22 protein-coding genes are annotated in these 21,319 nt (G+C 63.9%); 8 read left to right on the plus strand and 14 right to left on the minus strand.

What is annotated here, in order from left to right; all coding sequences use genetic code 11:
• Nucleotides 1-10: 10 nt before the first annotated feature.
• Together M1D87_RS11470 and M1D87_RS11475 are read left to right on the plus strand one after the other, a co-directional pair.
• Nucleotides 11-1,537 (plus strand): cryptochrome/photolyase family protein, encoded by a 1,527-nt coding sequence (locus M1D87_RS11470; RefSeq protein ID WP_123084389.1) that lies wholly within the window; start codon nt 11-13, stop codon nt 1,535-1,537.
• Nucleotides 1,534-1,716 carry a DUF2256 domain-containing protein gene (locus M1D87_RS11475; protein ID WP_082044671.1) on the plus strand — a complete coding sequence of 61 codons (183 nt, stop codon included), beginning with the start codon at nt 1,534-1,536 and terminating at the stop codon, nt 1,714-1,716. Before M1D87_RS11470 ends, M1D87_RS11475 begins: the two co-directional genes overlap by 4 nt.
• Here M1D87_RS11475 and M1D87_RS11480 read toward each other — a convergent pair.
• From M1D87_RS11480 to M1D87_RS11510, 7 genes are all read right to left on the minus strand, one after another.
• On the minus strand, nt 1,654-2,142 hold the full coding sequence (locus tag M1D87_RS11480; protein ID WP_123084388.1) for a DUF2878 domain-containing protein: 489 nt from the start codon (nt 2,140-2,142) through the stop codon (nt 1,654-1,656). The two genes, M1D87_RS11475 and M1D87_RS11480, sit on opposite strands and share 63 nt — an antisense overlap.
• Nucleotides 2,142-3,404 (minus strand): SAM-dependent methyltransferase, encoded by a 1,263-nt coding sequence (locus M1D87_RS11485; protein ID WP_015270035.1) that lies wholly within the window; start codon nt 3,402-3,404, stop codon nt 2,142-2,144. The genes M1D87_RS11480 and M1D87_RS11485 overlap by 1 nt, the downstream gene beginning before the upstream one ends.
• Nucleotides 3,379-4,188, minus strand: coding sequence for a DUF1365 domain-containing protein (locus M1D87_RS11490; protein WP_123084387.1), 810 nt, complete (start codon nt 4,186-4,188; stop codon nt 3,379-3,381). Before M1D87_RS11490 ends, M1D87_RS11485 begins: the two co-directional genes overlap by 26 nt.
• Complete coding sequence (locus M1D87_RS11495) at nt 4,185-5,432, minus strand: NAD(P)/FAD-dependent oxidoreductase (RefSeq protein ID WP_013972159.1); 1,248 nt, start codon at nt 5,430-5,432, stop codon at nt 4,185-4,187. Before M1D87_RS11495 ends, M1D87_RS11490 begins: the two co-directional genes overlap by 4 nt.
• Before the next feature lie 6 nt (nt 5,433-5,438).
• Nucleotides 5,439-6,191 (minus strand): SDR family NAD(P)-dependent oxidoreductase, encoded by a 753-nt coding sequence (locus tag M1D87_RS11500; RefSeq protein WP_013972160.1) that lies wholly within the window; start codon nt 6,189-6,191, stop codon nt 5,439-5,441.
• Nucleotides 6,188-6,610 carry a nuclear transport factor 2 family protein gene (locus tag M1D87_RS11505; RefSeq protein ID WP_015270038.1) on the minus strand — a complete coding sequence of 141 codons (423 nt, stop codon included), beginning with the start codon at nt 6,608-6,610 and terminating at the stop codon, nt 6,188-6,190. Before M1D87_RS11505 ends, M1D87_RS11500 begins: the two co-directional genes overlap by 4 nt.
• Before the next feature lie 102 nt (nt 6,611-6,712).
• Nucleotides 6,713-7,159 carry a PAS domain S-box protein gene (locus M1D87_RS11510; RefSeq protein ID WP_003257626.1) on the minus strand — a complete coding sequence of 149 codons (447 nt, stop codon included), beginning with the start codon at nt 7,157-7,159 and terminating at the stop codon, nt 6,713-6,715.
• A gap of 154 nt (nt 7,160-7,313) precedes the next feature.
• On the opposite strand from M1D87_RS11510, the gene M1D87_RS11515 reads away from it, so the two are divergent.
• From M1D87_RS11515 to M1D87_RS11530, 4 genes are all read left to right on the plus strand, one after another.
• On the plus strand, nt 7,314-8,201 hold the full coding sequence (locus tag M1D87_RS11515) for a MerR family transcriptional regulator (protein WP_061550780.1): 888 nt from the start codon (nt 7,314-7,316) through the stop codon (nt 8,199-8,201).
• Nucleotides 8,202-8,418: 217 nt separating this feature from the next.
• The gene (locus M1D87_RS11520) at nt 8,419-9,603 is read left to right on the plus strand and encodes a porin (RefSeq protein ID WP_421091545.1); all 1,185 of its coding nucleotides are present in this window, start codon (nt 8,419-8,421) and stop codon (nt 9,601-9,603) included.
• A 269-nt stretch (nt 9,604-9,872) separates the two neighbouring features.
• A complete protein-coding gene (gene nosP / locus M1D87_RS11525) occupies nt 9,873-11,036 on the plus strand; it encodes a nitric oxide-sensing protein NosP (RefSeq protein ID WP_013972164.1) in 1,164 nt (387 codons plus the stop codon).
• On the plus strand, nt 11,005-12,900 hold the full coding sequence (locus tag M1D87_RS11530) for a PAS domain-containing hybrid sensor histidine kinase/response regulator (protein ID WP_039613282.1): 1,896 nt from the start codon (nt 11,005-11,007) through the stop codon (nt 12,898-12,900). The genes nosP and M1D87_RS11530 overlap by 32 nt, the downstream gene beginning before the upstream one ends.
• A 171-nt stretch (nt 12,901-13,071) precedes the next feature.
• On the opposite strand, the gene M1D87_RS11535 is transcribed toward M1D87_RS11530, so the two are convergent.
• The 6 genes from M1D87_RS11535 to M1D87_RS11560 form a co-directional block, all read right to left on the minus strand.
• Nucleotides 13,072-13,737 (minus strand): response regulator transcription factor, encoded by a 666-nt coding sequence (locus M1D87_RS11535; protein WP_013972165.1) that lies wholly within the window; start codon nt 13,735-13,737, stop codon nt 13,072-13,074.
• A gap of 57 nt (nt 13,738-13,794) precedes the next feature.
• Entirely contained in the window at nt 13,795-14,355 is a 561-nt protein-coding gene (locus M1D87_RS11540; protein ID WP_061550777.1) for a PQQ-dependent catabolism-associated CXXCW motif protein, read from the minus strand.
• A 292-nt stretch (nt 14,356-14,647) separates the two neighbouring features.
• Nucleotides 14,648-15,439 carry an ABC transporter permease gene (locus M1D87_RS11545; RefSeq protein WP_013972167.1) on the minus strand — a complete coding sequence of 264 codons (792 nt, stop codon included), beginning with the start codon at nt 15,437-15,439 and terminating at the stop codon, nt 14,648-14,650.
• The gene (locus tag M1D87_RS11550; RefSeq protein WP_013972168.1) at nt 15,436-16,176 is read right to left on the minus strand and encodes an ABC transporter ATP-binding protein; all 741 of its coding nucleotides are present in this window, start codon (nt 16,174-16,176) and stop codon (nt 15,436-15,438) included. Before M1D87_RS11550 ends, M1D87_RS11545 begins: the two co-directional genes overlap by 4 nt.
• Nucleotides 16,173-17,162 carry a YVTN family beta-propeller repeat protein gene (locus M1D87_RS11555; protein ID WP_123084384.1) on the minus strand — a complete coding sequence of 330 codons (990 nt, stop codon included), beginning with the start codon at nt 17,160-17,162 and terminating at the stop codon, nt 16,173-16,175. The genes M1D87_RS11550 and M1D87_RS11555 overlap by 4 nt, the downstream gene beginning before the upstream one ends.
• Before the next feature lie 30 nt (nt 17,163-17,192).
• Nucleotides 17,193-18,386, minus strand: coding sequence for an ABC transporter substrate-binding protein (locus M1D87_RS11560; protein ID WP_123084383.1), 1,194 nt, complete (start codon nt 18,384-18,386; stop codon nt 17,193-17,195).
• A gap of 151 nt (nt 18,387-18,537) precedes the next feature.
• On the opposite strand from M1D87_RS11560, the gene M1D87_RS11565 reads away from it, so the two are divergent.
• Both M1D87_RS11565 and M1D87_RS11570 read left to right on the plus strand, forming a co-directional pair.
• A complete protein-coding gene (locus M1D87_RS11565) occupies nt 18,538-19,812 on the plus strand; it encodes a HAMP domain-containing sensor histidine kinase (RefSeq protein WP_123084382.1) in 1,275 nt (424 codons plus the stop codon).
• On the plus strand, nt 19,812-20,450 hold the full coding sequence (locus tag M1D87_RS11570; protein ID WP_003257635.1) for a response regulator: 639 nt from the start codon (nt 19,812-19,814) through the stop codon (nt 20,448-20,450). Before M1D87_RS11565 ends, M1D87_RS11570 begins: the two co-directional genes overlap by 1 nt.
• 179 nt (nt 20,451-20,629) lie before the next feature.
• Here M1D87_RS11570 and M1D87_RS11575 read toward each other — a convergent pair whose 3' ends face one another.
• Complete coding sequence (locus M1D87_RS11575) at nt 20,630-21,289, minus strand: pentapeptide repeat-containing protein (protein WP_123084381.1); 660 nt, start codon at nt 21,287-21,289, stop codon at nt 20,630-20,632.
• Nucleotides 21,290-21,319 lie beyond the last annotated feature (30 nt).

Consider the following 21,319-nt stretch of genomic DNA (forward strand, 5'->3'; position numbering starts at 1 on the left):
TAGCCTGAAGATGCGCCTGGGTCTGGTACTGGGTGACCAGCTGTCCTTCGACCTGGCAAGCCTCAACGCCCTCGATCCTGCCCGCGATGCTGTGCTGATGGCGGAAGTGGAAGGGGAGGCCAGGTACGTGCCGCATCATCCGCTGAAGATCGTCCTGATCTTCAGCGCCATGCGGCACTTCGCACTGGCACTGCGCGAGCGCGGTTGGCAGGTGCATTATGTGCAACTCGATGATGACGGCAACAGCGGAACCATCGTTGGCGAGTTGCGGCGCTGGCAGCAGGCCCTGGGAGCCACGCATATTCACCTGACCGAGTGCGGAGAGTGGCGCCTGGAGCAGGCGTTGCGCGATGCCGCACTGCCGCTTGTGTGGCATCGCGACACGCGATTTCTATGCTCTCGCGAAGCTTTCGCGCGCTGGGCCCGGGAGCGCGGCCAACTGCGCATGGAGCACTTCTACCGTGGCATGCGCAAGCGCACTGGCCTGCTGCTGGAGCCTGACGGCAGCCCGGCAGGTGGAACCTGGAATCTCGATGGCGACAACCGCAAGGCCTTGCCTCGCCAGCTACGTGGCCCCTTCGCCGCACATTTCGCACAGGACGACATCACAGCTGCAGTAATAGCCCTGGTACGGCAACGCTTCAGCGACCACTACGGAGCCATCGACGGTTTCGACTACCCGGTGACCCATGCCGAGGCACAGCAGCTCTGGCAACACTTTCTGGATTTCGGCCTGGCGGCTTTCGGTGACTACCAGGATGCGATGGCCGAGGGCGAGCCGTACCTGTTCCATGCGCGCATCAGTGCAGCACTCAATATCGGGCTTCTCGATGTGCGTTTGCTATGCGACGGGGTCGACAAGGCCTGGCGCGAGGGGCGAGTGCCGCTCAATGCAGCAGAGGGCTTCATCCGCCAGCTGATCGGCTGGCGTGAATATGTACGCGGCATCTATTGGCTGCGCATGCCGGAGTATGCCGCGCTCAATTACCTGGGTAACGAGCGAGCGTTGCCGGAATTCTACTGGACCGGTCGCACCCGCATGCGCTGCATGGAGCAGGCCATCGGGCAGACCCTTCGCTTGGGTTACGCTCACCATATCCAGCGCCTGATGGTCACCGGCAACTTCGCCTTGTTGGCCGGTATCGCGCCCACCGCAATCTGTGAGTGGTACCTGGCTGTCTACATGGATGCCTTCGACTGGGTCGAACTGCCCAACACGCTTGGTATGGTGATGTACGCCGACGGCGGCTACCTGGGCTCCAAGCCTTACTGCGCCAGCGGTCGCTACATCCAGCGCATGTCCGATCATTGCAAGGCCTGCAGTTACAGGGTTGACCAGGTGGCCGAGGAGGACGCCTGCCCGTTCAATGCCCTGTACTGGCATTTTCTCATCCGTCATCGCCACCTGCTTTCGGCCAACCCGCGTCTGGCGCTGGTCTATCGAAACCTCGATGGCATGTCGGCTGACCGTCGCGATGCCATCTGGCAGCGTGGCCAGTCACTTTTGGCGCGACTCGATGCGGCGCAGCCGATATGAAAAAGGGTCTTTTGCCCAGCAAGGTCTGCGTGGTGTGTGGGCGGCCGTTCAACTGGCGCAAGCGCTGGTCACGTTGCTGGGAGCAGGTGCGCTACTGCTCCGAACGATGCCGCAAGTCAGCACCGCACCGCAAGGCGCACAAGCAGGGGGAGGGTAACGGCCCATATCGGCATCAGTAGCAGGCCGGTTACCAGTGGGCCCATGGGCAAGTCGACATTTGCCAGCCCCGCTCCGCCTACATAGGCCAGCGGGCCGCCAACTGCACCCAGCAGTGCACCGAGCTGACAGTGCCTGTCGGCCCATGCCAGGCTGTGGCGCATGCCGCTGGCCAGTACCAGCCACAGCAGCGCAAGCCACAGCGGCAATGGCCAGGTGTCGAAGCTGAACACGCCCAGCGCGCCCAGCACGCTATCCAGCACACACCCGACCGGCGTTACCAGCAACAGCGCCTTGACCTCTGCGTGGACGGCCGGGCACAGGCTCAGATGCACGGCCAGGCCAGCAATCACCAGCATCGACAGGAAGGGCTTTTCGGCCCCCAGTACGCATAGCCACCAGCCGGCCTGTAGCCACAAGGCATTGGCGAGCAGCCAGCCACGGCTCATCAGGCACTGCCAGGCAAGGGCGCGCGCCGTGCCTGGGGCGCTGCCCAGAGCAGATGCGCGACACCGATGGTGCGCTCCTCGAAACCGCCTTGGCAGTAACACAGGTAGAACTCCCACAGGCGCTGGAACATGTCGTCGTAGCCCAGGTCCGTCAGCGCTGCGCGTGCCTGGCGCAGGTTTTCTCGCCAATGCCGCAATGTGTGGGCATAGTCCTGGCCGAAATCTTCCATGTGCAAGAGGTTGAGTGCGGTGTGCCGGCTGGCAGTTTCCAGCATCACGCTCAACGAAGGCAGGGCGCCACCGGGGAAGATGTAGCGCTGGATGAAATCGACCGACCGCCGCGCCTGCTCATAGCGCTGGTCGCGTATGGTGATCGCTTGCAGCAGCATCAGGCCGTCGGGCTTGAGTAGCGAGGCGCACTGGCGGAAATACACCGGCAGGTAACGGTGGCCGACAGCCTCGATCATCTCGATCGAGACCAGTTTGTCGAAGGTGCCTTGAAGATCGCGGTAGTCTTCGCGAAGCACTTTCACCCGCTGCTCCAGCCCCAGGGCCTGAACGCGTTGCAGGGTATGGCTGTACTGCGCCTCGGAAAGCGTGGTGGTGGTGACCTTGCAGCCATATCGGGTGGCGGCGTGGATTGCCAGGCTGCCCCACCCGCAGCCGATCTCCAGCAGGTGGTCGGCAGGGCTCAGCTCCAGCTTCTGGCAGATGCGCTCCAGCTTGTGCAGCTGTGCTTGCTCCAGTGTCTGCCCCGGGTGTTCGAACTGAGCTGCCGAATACATCATGGTGGGGTCGAGCAGCCGCTCGAACAGGGCATTGCCCAGATCGTAGTGCGCCAGAATATTGCGGCGGGCACCGCGCCTGTTGTTGCGGTTGAGTTTGTGCTGCAACCGCAGGGCAGGGCGGCCGAAGCGGGCCAGGCCCCCCTCGAGCGCGTCAAGTACCTCAAGGTTTGCGACGAACAGACGAGTCACCAGTGCCAGGTCGGGACTGCGCCAATAGCCGTGAATGTAGGCTTCGCCAGCACCGATCGAGCCATTGCCGGCTATCAGGCCCCAGGTGATGTCATCAAGGATCTCCACCTCGGCCTGCAACGGGCTGTGGGCGTCACCGAAACTCCACTGCTGCCCGTGGCTGAGCAGGCGCAGGTGGCCATGGCGCAGCCTGCCCAGCCGGGCGAGCACGGCATTTCGTGCCAGCCCGCCGAACAATGGCCCGAGGCCTGCGAACTTGCTAACGCTCAGGGTGGGGTTCGACATCATCAGGGTCCTCGCAGGAATGGCCGAGCGCCAGGTCATGCTGGCTGGCCGTGTGGTCATGGACGGGTGTGCGTTTGAACAGCAGGCGCAATGCCTGCCAGTAAATGGCCGAGACGGTGCGCAGGCTCATCCATGGGAAGGCCAGTACGTATCGGTGCACAGCGGCTCTATCCAGCGCCTGGCGTTGCAAGGCCAGGTCGGCCTCGAACACCTTGCTATCGCCTTGCCAGTTCTCCATGTGGATGCGCACATGTTCAGCGTCCAGGGCGAAGCGCAAGCGATAGTCCATGTGCAGCGGCATGAACGGCGACACATGGAAGGCCTTGGCGACGCTGAAGGGCCCGGCAAGGTTTCCGCGCACCGGCAGCACGTAATGGAAGCGTTCACGCCATGGTGTGTTTCGCACCTCCAGCAGGATTGCCGTCAGTCGTCCGTCGCGGTCATGGCAGAAATAGAAACTGACCGGGTTGAACGACAGCCCCCAGCAACGCAATTGCGTGAGCAGGTGCACCGGCCCCTCAGGCATTTCTCCCGTCGCGCTGCGCACCAGCAAGCGTGCAGCCTGGGCCAGGGTCTCGCCCCGGCGGGTCTGGGCTGGCAGGTAATCTGCCTGCTTCCAGCTCAGCGGCGCCAGGCGCCAGCGCCACAGCCAGCGTGACAGGCCTGTCAGCAAGGCTTGCTCGTCCAGGTCCAGGTAGAACATGCCGATCCTGTAGCGGAAGGCGTGGGGGCGCGGCGCCAGGCGCCGGTGGCTGACCCAGCCCACGCAAAGGCTGCTGTTCACAGGTGCTCTCCGAAATGCGCGGCCACCTTCAACGCACTGACCACGCCATCTTCGTGAAAGCCGTTGCCCCAGTAGGCGCCGCAGAAGTAACTGTGGCGCTGGCCCTGCAGCTGCGCCTGGCGCGCCTGCGCGGCGCACGCCGCAAGGCTGTATTGCGGATGGTCGTACTGGAAGCGGGCAATGATCTGCGCCGGATCCACCAGCGCGGTCTGGTTGAGGCTCACGCAGAAGGTCGTCGGTGCCTGGATACCTTGCAGAATGTTCATGTTGTAGGTCAGCGCGGCAGGCGCCTGCTGCGGCCCGCCGAGACGGTAGTTCCAGCTGGCCCAGGCGCGCTTGCGGCGGGGTAGCAGACGGGTATCGGTGTGCAGCACCACATCGTTGCTGGCATAACCGATGGCGCCGAGCACTTCCCGTTCCTGCACGCTCGGCGCTTCGAGCAAAGCCAGCGCCTGGTCGCTGTGGCAGGCGAACACCACATTGTCGAAGCGCTCGGTACCTGCAGCGCTCGTCAGGGTGACGCCACCTTCGTCGCGGCTGACCCGGAAAACCTTGCAGTCGAGGCGGATGCGCCCGGCAAACGGCCGGCACAGCGGACTGACATAGCTGCGCGAACCCCCTTCGATCACGCGCCACTGTGGGCGTTGGTTGACCGACAACAAGCCGTGGTTGCGACAAAACCGCACAAAGAACGCAAGTGGGAAGCCGAGCATGTCCGCGCGGGACATCGACCAGATCGCCGACCCCATCGGTACGATGTAATGGTCGATGAAGCGCTGTCCATAGCGCTGAGCCCGGAGGTAGGCGCCCAGGGTCGCGTTGGCATCGATACGCTGGTTATCCAGGTCGGCGAGCGCCTGACGATTGAAACGCAGAATATCCCGTAGCATCCCCCAGAACCCCGGGGACACCAGGTTGCGGCGTTGGGCGAACAGGGTATTCAGGTCGTGCCCGTTGTATTCCAGGCCAGTGACCGGATCATGCACCGAGAAACTCATTTCGGTCGGCCGTGAGGCGACCTTCAGGTGGTCGAGCAAGCGGATGAAGTGCGGGTAGGTCCAGTCATTGAAGACGATGAAGCCGGTATCTATTGCATGGCGTTCACCCTGCCAGATCACATCGAGGGTATGCGTGTGGCCCCCGATCCATTTCTCGGCTTCGAAAACCGTCACTTCATGCTTGCGTGACAGCAGATGAGCGCAGGATAGCCCTGCAATGCCGCTGCCGATGATTGCTATACGCATGGATCATCATTCCTGTTCATGACGGGCAAGGCGTTGCCCAAGCCCCAGGCGCAGGCGCGCGGGCAGTGCGCCAAGCAGGCGCAATACCAGGATGAAAAGCCGGGGGAAGTTGATTTCCAGCGGGCGCTCGGGAAGGCGTTTGGCAATATGGCTGGCTGCGCGCTGCGCCGACCACAGCTGCGGCATGGGGAAATCGTTGCGACGGGTCAATGGCGTGTCGACAAAGCCCGGGTTGACGAGGGTGACGGCGATGCCTTCGCGGGCCAGGTCGATGCGCTGCGATTCCACCAGATAACGCACGGCTGCCTTGGACGCGCCATAGGCGCCGGCACGGGGCAAGGCCAGCCAGGTCACCGAACTGCCCATGACCACCAGATGAGGGCGTTGACCGGCGCGAAGCAAGGGCAGGGCCGCTGCCAGGCAGTAGCTGACAGCAAGGAAATTGGTACGGACCACACGCTCGACCAAGGCAGGGTCGAAATGGTCCGGCTCCAGGTACTCGCAGGTGCCTGCATTGAGGATCACCCTGTCCAGCGCTCCCCAGGCCTGCTCGATACGGGTTGCGATCCCGGCGACCTGTACGGGGTCGTCCAGGTCGCCAATGGCCAGCAGCACCTGCCCGGGAAAACGTTCAGCCAATGGGGCGAGACGATCTGCATGTCGTGCGCCCAAGGCAACCTGGTGGCCTTGCTCCAGCAGGCATTGTGCAAGTGCGGCACCGATACCGCTGCTTGCGCCTGTCAGCCAGCAGCGGCTCATGCCATCCGGCCTTTGAGCCATCGAATCGCACCGCCCATGACCGGAACATGTTCGTAGAGCAGGGCTGCTGCGTCGAAATAGTCCTGGTGAAAATGGACCCGGTCATGCCATTGCAGGTAACTGCATCCCTGCAAGCTGATCTGCTGACCGCGGGCCAGGCGTGGGTGGCGAAACTGCAGGGTCCAGCGCAGGTAACCTTGCCCGGGCATCACTTCGTCGATGCTGGAAAAGGCATAGCGAATGTCGTGAGCGTTGGCGTACAACTGCGCGAAATAGGTTCGCAGAGCCCGCAGCCCCTGGATCTGATGCAACGGATCGCGAAAAGTGACATCGTCGCTGTACAGCTTTTCAAGGGTGCCGAGGTTGCCCCCGTCGAGTCTGCTGAAGTGCTCGGCGAATTGCTGCAGATACGCTGACATGCTGGACTCCAGGAAATCCTGTACAGAAATGGCTTGTTGTACAGGTATATCTGAAGTCTAAGCGTAAATCTATACAAGTCAACGATCTTGTATAGGTTTTGTTCAGCGCTCAGCCTGGCCCAGTTGTCGGCGCAATTCAGCCACCTCGGCCTCCAGCTCGCGTAGCTTTTCCTCAGCGAAAATCTGCGCTGTGACATCGCGCTGGATGCCGATGTAGTAGGTCAACTGGTCCGCCTCGTTGTACACCGGCGTGACGGACAACTCGTTCCAGAACAAGCTCCCGTCCTTGCGGTAATTGCGCAGCACCTGGCAGCACGGCAGGCCTCCACGGATCGCCTCGCGGATGTTGGCTAGGCCGGCCTGGTCATGATCGTCGCCCTGCAGAAAACGGCAGTCCTGATACAGGATGTCCTCGGCGCGATAGCCGGTCAGGCGCTCGAAGGCGGGGTTGACGTAGATAAGGATGCTGTCGTCGCCCTCCTGCTCTGCGACGACGATGCCATCGTTGGAATGCTCGACCATCAGTTGCATGAGTTTCGCGTTGATCATGGGGCCCACCTACAGGCATTTAGGATGCGAAGTGCGCAGCCTGGCCTGCGTGCAGAAGGCCTCGGCGCCGTTTGTTGCATGATGACCCAAGGAGGCTCGCCGCAGAAGGTGCATATGGGTTTAGAATGTGCCACCCCCCAGATAAACCCTCATCATGACTGACGCCACCCCAGCCGATTTGCTACCCATGCGCGATGTGGTCAGCCTGACCGGCATCAATCCGGTGACCTTGCGGGCATGGGAGCGGCGCCATGGGTTGATAAGCCCGCAGCGCACCGAGGGTGGCCATCGCCTTTATACCGCCCGCGATGTCCAGCGCATACGCGACATCTTGCACTGGACCGGCAATGGGGTGCCCATCAGCAAGGTAGGCGGCATGCTCGCAGGCCAGCCGGATGCGCCGGTGCAGCAGCACTCGGCGTTCGACGACTGGCGCTCTGCCGTGGAGCGTGCAACCAAGGCATTCGATACACAAGCGCTGGAAAGCATCCATGGGCAGTTGTTCACCGTCCTGCCCAAGGCCACCGTGCTGCGTGAGGTGCTGATGCCGGTCTGGCATGGCCTGGCCTCAGGCATTGCGCCGGGCCAGCGTAGCCAATGGCTGTTTCTGGACATGTTCCTGCGCGCCCGCCTGCTGATGCGCCTGCAGATGAACCAGGCCGATGCACCGCGCGTGCTGCTGGCCGGCACCGAGGGGCAAGCCGAACTGCAGGTGTTGTGCACCGGGCTGCTGTTGAGCAGCGAGCAGCAACGCATCGAAGTGCTCGGTTGCGGGCAGCCGCTGGAAGAAATACCCATGCTGTGTGCAGCAATGCAGCCCGCAGCAGTGGTGATCAAGGTCCAGGTGCCGGTGGACCCTGCCTTGGCCAGGCGGCTGCGTTCGCTGCAAATGGCAATCGTTTGTCCGCTGGCCTTGATTGGCGAGGGATTGGCCGATTTACAACCAGCCTGGCAAGGCCTCCCGCTGTGTCTGCTGGACGAGCAGCGCGCTGACGTCGCACCCATGCTGAACGCCTTGCTCAGTGGTGCCCTGGACCTTTGACAGGGGCCCGCTGTAGTCTGCCGTACTGATCCTCGCCTGCTCCTGTGGGTTACGCCAGAAGTCTTGCCTCTGGGCGTAACCCGGTCCTGGGCCGGAATCATCACGCCGCGCGCGCAGGCCCAAAGCACCTGGCAGCCCCCTCCAAGGCAGCGTTTCTGGCTGTTTGCCAGCTTCTGATAATCGCCTCCGACATCCCGTCCCCGTTTCGGAGCGCGCCATGTACAACAATAAGAATCTGTCCCCACGTTTGCTGGCGGCTGTTACCGTCAGCCTGTCGACCCTTTGCCTGAGCAGCCTGGCCCAGGCCGAGATCATGCTGTACGACAAGGACCAGACGACGTTTTCCACCGACGGCTATATCAACGCCTTCTACGTCAACAGCGATGTCGATCGGCAGGGCGAGCAGTTCGATCGCCGCCAGTCACGGGTGAAGATGGGCTTTCTGCCCAACTACCTGGGCTTCAACATGGGCAAGCAGGTGGATGACCTGAAGCTCGGCGCGCGAGCCTCGTTCTGGGTGACCATCAACGACAGCGAAACCAACGGCACCGACACCGCCATCGACGTGCGCCAGTTCTACGGCACCGTGGCCAACCCCGAGTGGGGTGAGGTGCTGATCGGCAAGGACTTCGGGCTGTTCGCCCGTTCCAATATCCTGCTCGACGAACTGCTGGCCGGTTATGGCCAGGTCAGTGACACCCTGGGGCTGGTTGACGGCGGCGGGGTCTCGTTCGGCAACATCGGTAGCGGCTACCCGTACCCGTTCCCCACCTCGCAGATCACCTACCGCACCTCAGTGATGGACGGCCTGCGGGTGGCGGTGGGCATCATGGACCCGGTGGACACCAACGACAGCAGCCCGACCGGCAAGGCCTACCAGGAAAACCCGCGTACCGAAAGCGAGATCACCTACCAGTTCGACCTGGGTGGGGCGCAGATCTACAGCTGGCTAAACGGCAGCTACCAGACCTCCGACAACACCGACCCGGCGGTGCAGTCGGTCACCTCCAAAGGTGTCGGCTACGGTGTGCAGGCGAAGATGGGGGGGCTGTCGCTGACCGGCTCGGGGTTCCAGGCCAAGGGCATCAACCCGTTCTTCACCAACAACGCTGGCGAACCGACCTTGCGCAATGTCGACAGCGACGGCTACCTGCTGCAGGGCTCCTACAAGGTCGGCAAGAACCGGGTGGCGCTGTCGTATGGCAAGACCAAGGACGATGGCAACGGCGCGGTGGGCAGTGGTGCGGATTATGAAACCCGTGGCGTGGCGCTGTTCCATGACGTCAACGACAACCTCAAGCTGGTTGCCGAGTACAACCAGTTCTCCATCGACGGCCATGAAACCAGTGACCAGAACGAAGACACCGATACCTTTGCGGTGGGGGCGGTGTTGACCTGGTAAGCCTTGCCAGGCCGGGCAACACGGTCAATTGTAGGAGCGGCCTTGTGTCGCGAAAGGACCGCAAAGCGGCCCCAGGATTTCAGCAGCGATGCACAAATTGCTGGGGCTGCTTTGCAGCCCTTTCGCGACACAAGGCCGCTCCTACATGGTCCCGCGCATGCCGGTGAAATTACGTCCATGGAACCGCCCACCCGCTACCCAAGTAGCATTCGTCCTCGATGACCGTCTTCGTACACTCATCACTCAGCCACCCCGCGCCGGAGACCACGATGCAGCAGGCTCACAACGACGGTGTGGTCAGCGCCATGTCCCAGGCAACCGACGCCCGGCAGGCAGCCCAGGAGCTGGCGGCGCAGTTGCTGCACCCGCACCTGGGCTTCGTGCTGTTCTTCTGCTCCGCCGAATACGACCTGCAGGCCCTGGGCGAAGCCCTGGAGCAGGGCTTTGGCGGCATCCGCCTGGTCGGTTGCACCAGCGCCGGGGAAATCACCCCGCAGGGCTATGGCCGCAACTGCATAACGGCAGTGGGGTTCGATCATCGGCACTTTTCCATCGCCACCGAGCTGATCGACGAAATGGAGCGCTTCAGCCTGATCGACGCCCAGCAGATGGTCGAGCGCCTGGTCGGCACCTGCCGCAGCAATAACTTGGCGCCGATCAAGGGCCACAGCTTTGCCCTGACCCTGCTCGACGGCTTGTCCAGCCGTGAGGAAATGGTGCTCGCCGCCCTCAGTGCGGCCCTGGGCGATATCCCGCATTTTGGCGGCTCGGCCGGCGACGACAACTACCTGACCCGCACCCACGTGTATTTCGGCGGCGCGTTCCACCACGGCGCGGCGGTGGTGGTGCTGGTCAATACCTGGCTCGACTTCGAAGTGTTCACCACCCACCACATCCTGCCGCGCCAGGAAAAGCTGGTGGTCACCGGCGCCGACAGTGCCCAGCGCCGGGTCTTCGAGCTGAATGCCGAGCCAGCTGCCGAGGAATACGCCCGGCACATCGGCGTGCCGGTGGCCGAGCTCGATCATCGTGTGTTCGCTGCCCATCCGCTGGCCGTGCGCATCCACGACCAGTATTACGTGCGGGCGATACAGCAGGTGCACCCGGACCTGAGCCTGAGTTTCTACTGCGCTGTGGAAAACGGCATCGTGCTTACCGCCATGACCCCGGGCCCGCTGTTGCCGAACCTGCACCAGTTGTTCGACGGCTTGCAGCAGCGCCTCGGCCCGCTGCTGCTGACCATTGGTTGCGATTGCTTCCTGCGGCGGCTGGAGCTGGAAGCCCGGGACGGGCTGGAAGCGGTCGGTGCGTTCCTGCGCGAGCAGCGGGTGATCGGCTTCAACACCTACGGAGAACAGTTCGATGGCATGCACATCAACCAGACCTTCACCGGAGTCGCCATTGCCCGCAACCGGCCTCCTGTCGGTCGCTGAACTGCAGGCCGAGGTCGCCCGGCTGCAGCACCAGAACCACAAGCTGCAGCGTATCAACGGCGCCTTGATCGAGCGTATCGAGTCGGGTGTGACGCGTGGCAACGACCCTTATGCCGCGTTCCAGCATTCGGTGGTGCTGGCCGAGCAGGTGCGCGAACGCACCGAAGCGCTGAACCAGGCCATGGCCGAGCTCAAGGCCGTCAACCACCTGCTCAGCGAGGCCCGGCAGCGCGCCGAGACGGCACACCAGCACCAGATTCGCCTGATCACCGACCATGTGCCGGCGCTGATCGCTTACCTGAATGCCGACCTGGTCTACGAATTCACCAACAAGGTCTATGAAGAATGGTATTGCTGGCCTCGCGGCGTGATGCTGGGCCAGAGCCTGCGCGAAGCCCACAGCGAGCAGCATTACCAGCGCCTGGAGGCCTACGTGGCGCGGGCGCTGGCGGGGGAGAGCGTAACCTTCGAGTTTGCCGAAACCAACATCAACGGCCAGGAACGCTACATGCTGCGCTCCTACGTGCCGAACCGCCTGGCCAATGGCGAAGTGGTGGGCATCTTCGTGTTGATCCGCGACATCACCGAGCGACGCAATACCGCACAGGCGCTGCACCAGGCGTATCAGCACCTGGAGCAACGGGTACGCGAGCGCACGGCCGAGCTGACCAGCCTCAACGAGCAGCTGCTGCGCGAAATCGAGGAGCGCAGCCGGGTGGAATCGCGCCTGCGCGAGGCCAAGCGTGAGGCCGAGCAGGCCAACCTGTCGAAAACCAAGTTCCTTGCCGCCGTCAGCCATGACTTGCTGCAGCCACTGAACGCGGCGCGGCTGTTCACCAGCGCCTTGCTCGAACACCGCGAGCCGCACAACAGTGCCCACCTGGTGCGTAATGTCAGCAACTCGCTGGAGGATGTGGAGAACCTGCTAGGTACCCTGGTGGATATTTCCAAGCTCGATGCTGGCGTGATCAAGGCCGATGTCGCCCCGTTCGCCCTGCGCGAACTGATGGACAACCTCGCTGCCGAATACGCCCAGGTGGCGCGCAGCGAAGGGCTTGAACTGCATTTCGTGGGCTGTTCCGCCGTGGTGCGCAGTGACATCCAGCTGCTGGCGCGGATCCTGCGCAACCTGCTCAGCAATGCCATTCGCTATACCCGCAGTGGGCGCGTGGTGCTGGGCTGCCGGCGCCAGCGTGGCGGCTTGCGGATCGAAGTATGGGACAGCGGGATCGGTATCGCCGAAGAGCACCTGGAAGAAATGTTCCAGGAGTTCAGGCGCGGTGATGTGCAGCGTCCGGACCAGGACCGTGGCTTGGGCCTGGGCCTGGCGATCGTGGAAAAGATCGCCGGCATTCTTGGCCACCGGATTCGGGTGCGGTCATGGCTTGGCAAAGGCTCGGTATTCGCGGTCGAAGTGCCGCTGAGCACCACCGCGCCCAAGGCCCAGCCGAGCCAGGCAATCAGCGAGCCGATGCTCGAACGCCTGCGCGGGGCGCGGGTGTGGGTACTGGATAACGATGCCGCGATTTGCGCCGGCATGCGCACCCTGCTGGAGGGGTGGGGCTGCCGGGTGGTCACCGCGCTGTCGGAGGAAGACCTTGCGCGCCAGGTGGACAACTACCATGCCGAGGCCGACCTGCTGATCGCCGACTACCACCTGGACAACGACTGCAATGGCGTCGACGCCGTGGCGCGGATCAATGCCCGCCGTACCCAGCCCTTGCCGGCGATGATGATCACCGCCAACTACAGCAACGAGCTCAAGCAACAGATCCGCGAGCAGGGCCACACCCTGATGCACAAGCCGGTGCGGCCGATGAAGCTTAAGGCGGCGATGAGCCATTTGCTGGGCAGCCAGGGCTAGCCGTGATGCCAGACAATCGGACCCAAAGGCTGCTCAGTACCTGTAGGAGCAGCCTTGCGCTGCGAAGAGTCCATTACTGCTAGAGAAGATTTTTGCCTTGCCGGCCTCTTCGCAGCACAAGGCTGCTCCTACAGGGCAATGAGGTAGCCTTGGAAAATGAGCAGGGACAGATCAACGCCGCAGGTAATCACCGAAATCGATATCACCGGCACTGAGGATGGCCTGCACCCGGTTGTGCACGTTGAGCTTGCGCAGGATCGCCGAAACGTGGGCCTTGACTGTGGTCTCGGCGATATCCAGGGTGTAGGCGATCTGTTTGTTCGACTCGCCCTTGGTCATGCGCTCGAGCACCAGCAACTGCTTGCGGGTCAGGGCCTGGAGCATCTCCGGCGGGAAGCTCGGGGCATCGTTCAGGCGCCGGCTGGTGCTGCTTTTCTGGGCTCGGATGATGTCGGGCGGCAGGTAGACATTGCCGTTGAGGATCTGCTCGATCGCTTCGATCATCTGTGAACGTGGCGAGGACTTGGTGATGAAGCCCACCGCGCCATAAGTGATGGCCTGCAGCACGATCTGCTTTTCCTGCTCGGCCGAGACGATCACCACCGGCGTGGTCGGTGCCTCGTTGCGCAGGGTGATCAGGCCATTGAGGCCATGCATGCCGGGCATGTTCAGGTCGAGCAGGATCAGGTCGAGGTCGTCATGTTCGTGGGTCAGCGCCAGGGCGCTGTCCAGGTCGGCAGTTTCCATGACTTCGCTGCCCTGGAAGCCATCGCTGATAACGTTGTGGATGGCTTCGCGAAACAGGGGGTGATCGTCGGCAATCAGAATTTTGTACATGGCCTTTTCACCTCGTTTTTATTGGATGGAGCGGGCACGCGTTTGCAGGCGATGAATTCAGGGGAAGGGTTCCGGCTGCGCTGGCTGCAGCGGCAGGTTGGCCTGTTGCCAGGCGTCCAGGCCATCGCGGTACCAATACAGATTCTTATAGCCCAGGGCTTTCGCGCGTTTTACCGCGTTCCAGCTTAACCAGCAATCGGAGCGGCAGTAAAAGACCAGCGGTTGCTCCGTGCGCCCGGCGGTGGCTTGTTGCAGGTTGCGCACGAAGTAATCGTGCCACGCCGGGCTCAGCTCGCCGTCGCCGGTGTTGGCCAGCCAGCGGCTGCCGGGGATGTTGGCGTGGGGTTCATCTTCGATGAAGCGGCCTTGCAGCCATTGGCGGCGATAGACGTCGATCAGCACCGGCTTGGGGGTGTGCCCCAGCAGGCCTTGCAGCATGGCGGTGTCGATGACCTGGCCGCCCTCGACCTGCTGTGGTGTCGGGCTGCGGTAGAGGGTGGTGCGGTAGCCGTCGGCAGAGAATAGCGGCGTGGTATCGGCCTGGGCAGCGCCTAGCGTCAAGCTCAGGGAAAGCGCCGCCAGCAATGGGCGTGGCAGCCGGGGCAGGGCACGTGGCATGGGGGTTGTCCTTTTTGTTATAGGCCCATTACATGCCAGTGGCGGTGCATTGTGAATGCGACGATCAGACAGCAAAGGCAGTACCAAAGTAGTAGAAAGCCGGGCGCCTCTGGCCTGATCCTGCCCAATATCTGAATGCATGCGCGATCCCTGTGGGAGCGGGTTTACCCGCGAACACCGGCGAAGCCGGTGCCATGCACCGCGTCGCCTTCTTCGCGGGTGAACCCGCTCCCACACGGACCGTGTTCCTTCAACGGGTTCGGCGAAGGGGCCGGAGGGAGACAGCTGCCAATCAGCGCGGCTTGCGCAGCGCCGCATGCTGGGGGTTGAAGGTGAGGATCGCCAGTAGGGTGAACAGCACGGTCAGCCCCAGGCATACCGCCAGCGCCAGCGGGTTGAAGCGCTCATACAAGGCAAAACGCACCAGCTCCACGGCATGGGTGAACGGGTTCACTGCACACAGCCAGTACAGCCACTGGCTGGCCTCGCGCATCTTCCACAACGGGTACAGCGCCGAGGACAGGAAGAACAGCGGGAATATCACGAAGTTCATCACCCCGGCAAAGTTCTCCAGCTGGCGAATCGCATTCGATAGCAACAGGCCCAGGGCGCTGAGCATCAGCGCCACCAGCAACAACGCCGGCAGCGCCAGCAACAGGCCCGCAGCCGGTGGCTGCACGCCATACAACCAGGCGATGGCAAGGAAGGCGTACACCTGCAGCAGGGAGATCAACGAGGTCGCCAGCAGCTTGCTGCCGAGCAGGAAGGGCCGCGGCAACGGGCTGGTCAGCAACACGCGCATGCTGCCCATCTCCCGGTCATAGACCATCGACAGCGAGCCCTGCATGCCGTTGAACAGCAGGATCATGCAGGCAAGGCCCGGAATGATGTACACCTCGTAGGGGATGTAGGTGTCGTAGGGCTCGATGATCGCAATGCCCAGGGCCGCGCGAAAGCCGGCGGCGAACACCAGCAGCCACAGCAGCGGGCGCACCAGGGCGCTGAGAAAACGGGTGCGTTGCAGGACGAAACGCAGGCATTCGCGCAGGAGAATGCCGTTGAAGCACTGCCAGTAAGCGTTCATCGGGCATTGGCTCCTGTGGGGGCGCTGGTCAGGCGGGCAAAGGCATGGTCGAGGTCACCGCCGTGCTCCAGGCTCAGGGCATCGGCCGTGCCGCTGGCCACCAGGCGCCCTTGATGCAGGATCAGCAGGTCATCGCTGGGCTGCACTTCGTCCAGCAGATGGGTGGTCCACAGCACACTGAGGCGCTGCTCGCGGCACAGCAGCCGCAGGTGCTGGTTGAGCGCCAGGCGGCTGGCCGGGTCGAGGCCGACGCTGGCCTCGTCGAGCAACAGCAAACGCGGCTCATGCAGCAGCGCGCGGGCGATCTCCACCCGGCGCCGATGGCCGATGTTCAGCGCCCGGACCGGTTCGCGCCGCCGCTCATCGAGGCCCTGGCGGGCCAACTCGGCATCGACCCGAACATTGCCCTGGCGCCGCGACAGGCCGTGCAGCGAGGCGTGGTAGCGCAGGTTCTGCTCCACGCTCAGGTCAAGGTCGAGGGTGCTTTGCTGGAACACCACGCCCAGCTGGCGCAAGGCCGGGCGTGTGGCGTTGCGCAGCGAGCAGCCGCACACGCGGATGTCGCCATGCTGCAGGTCGTACAAGCGGGTGAGCAGGGCGATCAAGGTCGACTTGCCGGCGCCATTGGGGCCCAGCAAGGCGGCGAAGCGCCCGGGCGCCAGGCTGAAGCCGACTTGCCTGAGCGCCTCGCGCTGGCCGTAGGCAAAGCTCACGTCACTGACTTCGAGGGTATTCATGGCGTCACCACCACGCCCCAAGGGTAGCGGCCGACCTTCACCGACTTGAGTACCTTGAGGTTTTTTGCATCGATCACCGAAACGTCGCCACTGACCCCGTTGGTGGCCAGCAACTGGCTCTGGTCCGGGGTGAACGCCAATTGCCAGACCCGCCGGCCCACCAGCAGGTAGTCGAGTACTTCGTAGGTCTTGGCATCGACCACCGCCACATGGTTGGCCGGGCCCAGGGCGACGAACGCGTACTTGCCATCGGCGCTGAGCTTGATGCCTACCGGCTGGACCTTGTCCGGGTGCACGCCCTTGATCTGGAAATTCAGGGTTTTCAGCACCTGGCGGCTGGCCACGTCGAGGATGGTCACCGTGCCGCCGATTTCTGCCGAGGCCCACAGCCGCGAGCCGTCCTGGCTGAACTCGACGAAGCGCGGCCGCTGGTCCACCGGGGTGCTATCCGCCAGTGTCTGGGTGCTGGTGTCGATCCAGTGCAGCATGTTGGTGGTTTCGCTGGTGTTGACCGCCCATTTGCCATCCGGGCTGACTGCCATGCCTTCGGGCTCGATGCCGACGTCGATCTGCCCGAGCACCTTGTCGGTCTGGGTATCGATTACCGTCACCAGCGCGTCGTCCTCGTTGGACACATACAACCAGCGGTCGTTGGGGTGCAGGGCGAACTGCTCGGGATCCTTGCCGGAGGGCAGTTCCTTGATGATCTTGCGGGTAGCCACATCCATCACTTGCACCCGGTCCGAATCGCTGGCGCAGATGTACAGCAGCGTGTTGTCGTGGGACAGCAGCAGGCCGCGCGGGCGCTGGCCAACTGGCAGGGTCTCGGTGACTTGCAGGGTCTGCAGGTCGATCAGGCTGATGCTGTTGTCCTTCTCGTTCGATACCCAGGCGGTGGCGGCCACGGCGTGCCCGCCGGCAAGCGCCAGGGCGCCCGACAGCAGGCTGGGGTAAAGCAGTGCCCGGTGAAACGGGGAGCGACGCATGGCGAAATCCTTCTTGTTGTGGTTATCGGGTCAGGGGTAGCCGCAGGTCACTTCGGGCTTGTCGTAGCCCAGGCTGTCCATTTCGTTGAACGGGTGCAGGAAGCCCTCCTGCGGCGAGGTACTGACCAGGGCCCGCGGCTGCACCAGTGGGATCGGCTGGCGCAGCTCGCCGTTCCACGGGCGGTAGCTGAGCTTGCGGCCCTTGAAGCCGTCCAGCGGCAACTGCTCGCTGAGCAGCAGTTGCTGCAGGGCGCGGGGCTCGGCCTGGCGCAGTTTGCTCACTGCGCTGGCGACGCTGCGCACGGCCATCCAGGCGGCGAAGTCGCGGTCGTTCATCCAGCGCCCGGCCTGGGCTTCGAAGCGCTTTTGCAACTGCGCCGCGCCGAAGGTTTCAACGGTCTTGTGCCAGCCGGTGGGGGTCAGGCCCTGGGTGCCGGCTACCGGCCGCGGATACCAGGTCTGGTAGGGCAGGTACTCGCCGAAGTCGCCGCGTTCGTCGGCCACCAGCACCACGTCGTACTCGGCGGTTTGGGTGAACAGCGGCATGTCGGCCTGGGCGCTGCGGCGCTGGTCGTTGTCGAATGTCCAGGCTTTCTCCGCGACCAGCTGCATGCCGAAGCGCTTCATGGCGCGGCGCAGGGCCGCCGCATAGGCCCGGTCATCGTCGGTCTGGCCGACGACCAACAGCGCCCGTTGCCATTTGCGCATTACCAGGAACTGCGCCAGGGCATCGGCCAGCATGGCGCGGCTGGGCAGGCTGTGCAGCACATTGCCCAGGCACTGGCTGGTGCGCAGGCTGTCGTCCGGGCTGCCGGCGTTGAACAGCAGGCTGTCGGGCAGGGCGGCAGATAGCGCGCGCAGGCTGGCGGCGGGGGCATTTACCACGAACAGCCGCAGGCCCTGGTCATGCTGGGCCTTGGCAGCCTGCAGCAGGGCTTCGGGGCTTTCGACCGTGGCATTGGCCAGGTGGAATTCCTGTTTGAGGAAACGCCCGCTGCTGTTGCTGTCGACAATCGCCAGTTCGGCGCCCTGCAGCCCGGTATCGGTGGGTTCGGGAATGATGTTGGACAGCAGCGGGCCGGGATCGGGGCGATAGCCGAGATAGCCAATGCGCACCTGCAACGGTTCCCCGCCCGGGGCCTGCGCGGCGGGTGCCGGGCTTGCAGAAAGCGTCGCGGCCAGGGCCAGCAGGCAGGTCATGGCAAGGTGGGCAGGCAGGCGCATAAGGCAACTCCACGGCAGATGGCGCCAGCATAGAAAGCGCGCCGGGAGGGGGGAATATGCAGAAAGTAGCGCTCGCCCGGTACCAAGGTAGTAATTCACCACATGGGCGCGGGTTTTACGATGGCCGCAGCAACCCCGAGGAGAACTGCCCATGCGCCTTGTCAACCTTTCGGCCCTGTGGCGGATCAACCTCTGGGTCACTTGTTGCTTCGCGATGTTGACGCTGGCCTGTGCCGTGGTGCTGTTGCGCCAGGCGGTGGCTGACGTGGAGCGGGAGCTGCAGTCGGCGCAAGCCGTGGTGGCATACCTCGGCGACACTGCCGAGCGCGACCCGCAGAGCCTGCAACCACGGCTGACGCAAAGCCTGCGCCATGTGCGGGTGCACTGGCTGGCGGCGGATGAACCTGCGCGGCTGCCGCAAGCAACCGGCCTGGATGCCTGGTTGGGCCGCCAACTGCTTGGGCAGCGCCACGACAGCAGCCGGCTGCTGGAGCTGGGGGATGGTCGCCGGGTAATGATCGCCGTGGATGCACGGGATGAAATCGACGAGGTGCGTGAATCCCTGCAGCAGTTGTTGGTCCTGTGCGGCCTGGCGTTGCTGCTGAGCTTGTTGACCATCCGTTGGGCGGTGCGGCGGGGCATGGGCTTGCTGGACGATCTGCTGCAGGCCTTGCGCCAGGTCTCGGGTGGGCAATTGACCGCACGCCTGCGCGAGGCCGGCCTGCCGGAGGCGCGCCAATTGGCGGAGCACTTCAACCGCATGACCGCGTCTCTGGAGCAGGCCCGCTGCGACAATACCCAACTTACCCAGGCCCTGCTGGCGGTGCAGGAGCAGGAACGCACCCAGTTGGCGCAGACCCTGCACGACGACCTCGGGCAATACCTGGCGGGTATTCGGGCCCAGCTCTGCCTGCTGCGCATGGTCGCCGACCAGCCAACCGCGGTGGCGCAGACGACACGCACCCTGGAGCTCGATTGTGAACGCCTGCAGCAAGGTTTCCGCGCCCTGGTACATGACCTGTACCCGCTGGCGTTGCAGCACATGCCGCTGGCCGAAGCCTTCGGCCTGCTGGTGAGCCAATGGCAGGCCAGCCAGGGTATCGATTGCCGCCTGCGGGTAGGCGAGCATTTGCCGGCACTACCCGGGCCGAGTCGCACGCATTTGTATCGTTTGCTGCAGGAGGCGTTGACCAACGTCGCCCGTCACGCCGGCGCAAGCCAGGTGCGGGTGCGCCTGCAACGCAGCGCCAAGGGCTTGCGCCTGCTGGTTCGCGACAACGGTTGCGGTGCCAGCCAGCCCCAGCGCCCCGGGGTAGGCCTGCACTCGATGGCCGAGCGCGCCCGCAGCCTGGGCGGTGAACTGCGCATCCTCAGCCGACCGGGTGCCGGCTGGGCGCTGGCCCTGAACATTCCCATGGAGGTGTGATGAATATCGTGTTGGTCGATGACCACGCCGTGGTCCGCCAGGGCTATGCCAGCCTGCTGCGAGCGGTGCTGCCGAAGGTACAGGTGCGTGAGGCTGCCAGTGGCGAAGAGGCGCTGGCGCGGGTTCAGGAACAGGTGCCCAACCTGGTGATCATGGACTTTGGCCTGCCAGGCATCAGCGGCCTGGAAACCACCCGGCGCCTGCGTCAGCGCCTGCCGCAGTTGCGGGTGCTGTTCTTCAGCATGCATGACGAACTGCCGCTGGTGCGCCAGGCGCTGGATGCTGGTGCCTCGGGATACCTGACCAAGAACTCGGCGCCCGAAGTGCTGATCGAGGCGGTGCAGCGGGTGTTGGCCGGGCATGCCTATATCGAACAGCCCTTGGCCACCCAGCTGGCCTGCACGTCACAGCAGAATGCCAGTGACCCGCGCTTGCAGCGCATGACCCAGCGTGAGCTGGAAATTTTCGTGATGCTGGCCAAGGGCACCCCGGTGCGAGGGATTGCCGAGCAGTTGTGCATCAGTGCCAAGACCGTGTCCAACCACCTGACCTTGCTCAAGAGCAAGTTGCAGGTCAGCTCCCATGCCGAGCTGGTGCATCTGGGGATTGACCTGGGGGTGGTGCGGGTGGCGGGGTGAGGTGTTCTGCTATCTGGACTCTGCGCAGAGCCCTGTAGGAGCGGCCTTGTGTCGCGATGGGCCGCAAAGCGGCCCCCAGGGGCTTCAGCGTCAACGCAGCAATCGTCGGGGCTGCTTTGCAGCCCATCGCGACACAAGGCCGCTCCTACAGGGGGCTGCGCAAGGCGGGAATATCGGGCTCAATTGTCCCAGGTCTCGGGGCACCCCTTGCACCCCTCCATGTTGGCCTCCTGAAAATTCCCGTAATGCTGGCGCGCCCCGCGCAAGTCGGCGCGGGCCAGGTTGCTCTGGCCAAACTTGGCCTCCTGCAGGTTGGCATCGCCAAGGTCGGCCCCTTGCAGGTCAGCCTTGCTCAGCCAGGCCATTTCCAGGTCTGCCGCGCGCAGGTTGGCCTGCTGCATCTTTGCCCCTGACAACCTGGCGAACTGCAGGTAGGCCGCGCTGAGGTCGGCCTTGGCAAATTGCGCACCCTGGGCAAACAGGCCCCAGCCCTGAATCGCAACGAGGCGGCTTTGGCTCAGGTCGGCCAGGCGCAGGTTGCTCTGCTGCAGGCTGGCGCGGGTCAGGTTGGCGCCTTGCAGGTTGGCCTTTTCCAGGTTGGCCAGGTCCAGCCGGGCATGGCGCAGGTCCGCATCGCGCAGGTCGGCGCCGGCCAGGTTCATCTTGCGCAGGTCCTGGTTGGCCAGGTTGGCGCCCCGCAGGTCGGCCCCCGGGCACTGGCTGGCTTCGGCAATCACGCAGCCGTTGATGGTCAGGGGGGTATCGTTGCCAGCGTCGTCGGCATTCTCGGCCATGGCAGGGGCCAGCACGATCAGCAAGGCAAGTGGCAGGTAGTTCATGGCGAAAGGCTCTTGGCAGGAGAAAGGCAG

This window comes from Pseudomonas sp. SA233 (assembly GCF_054792385.1).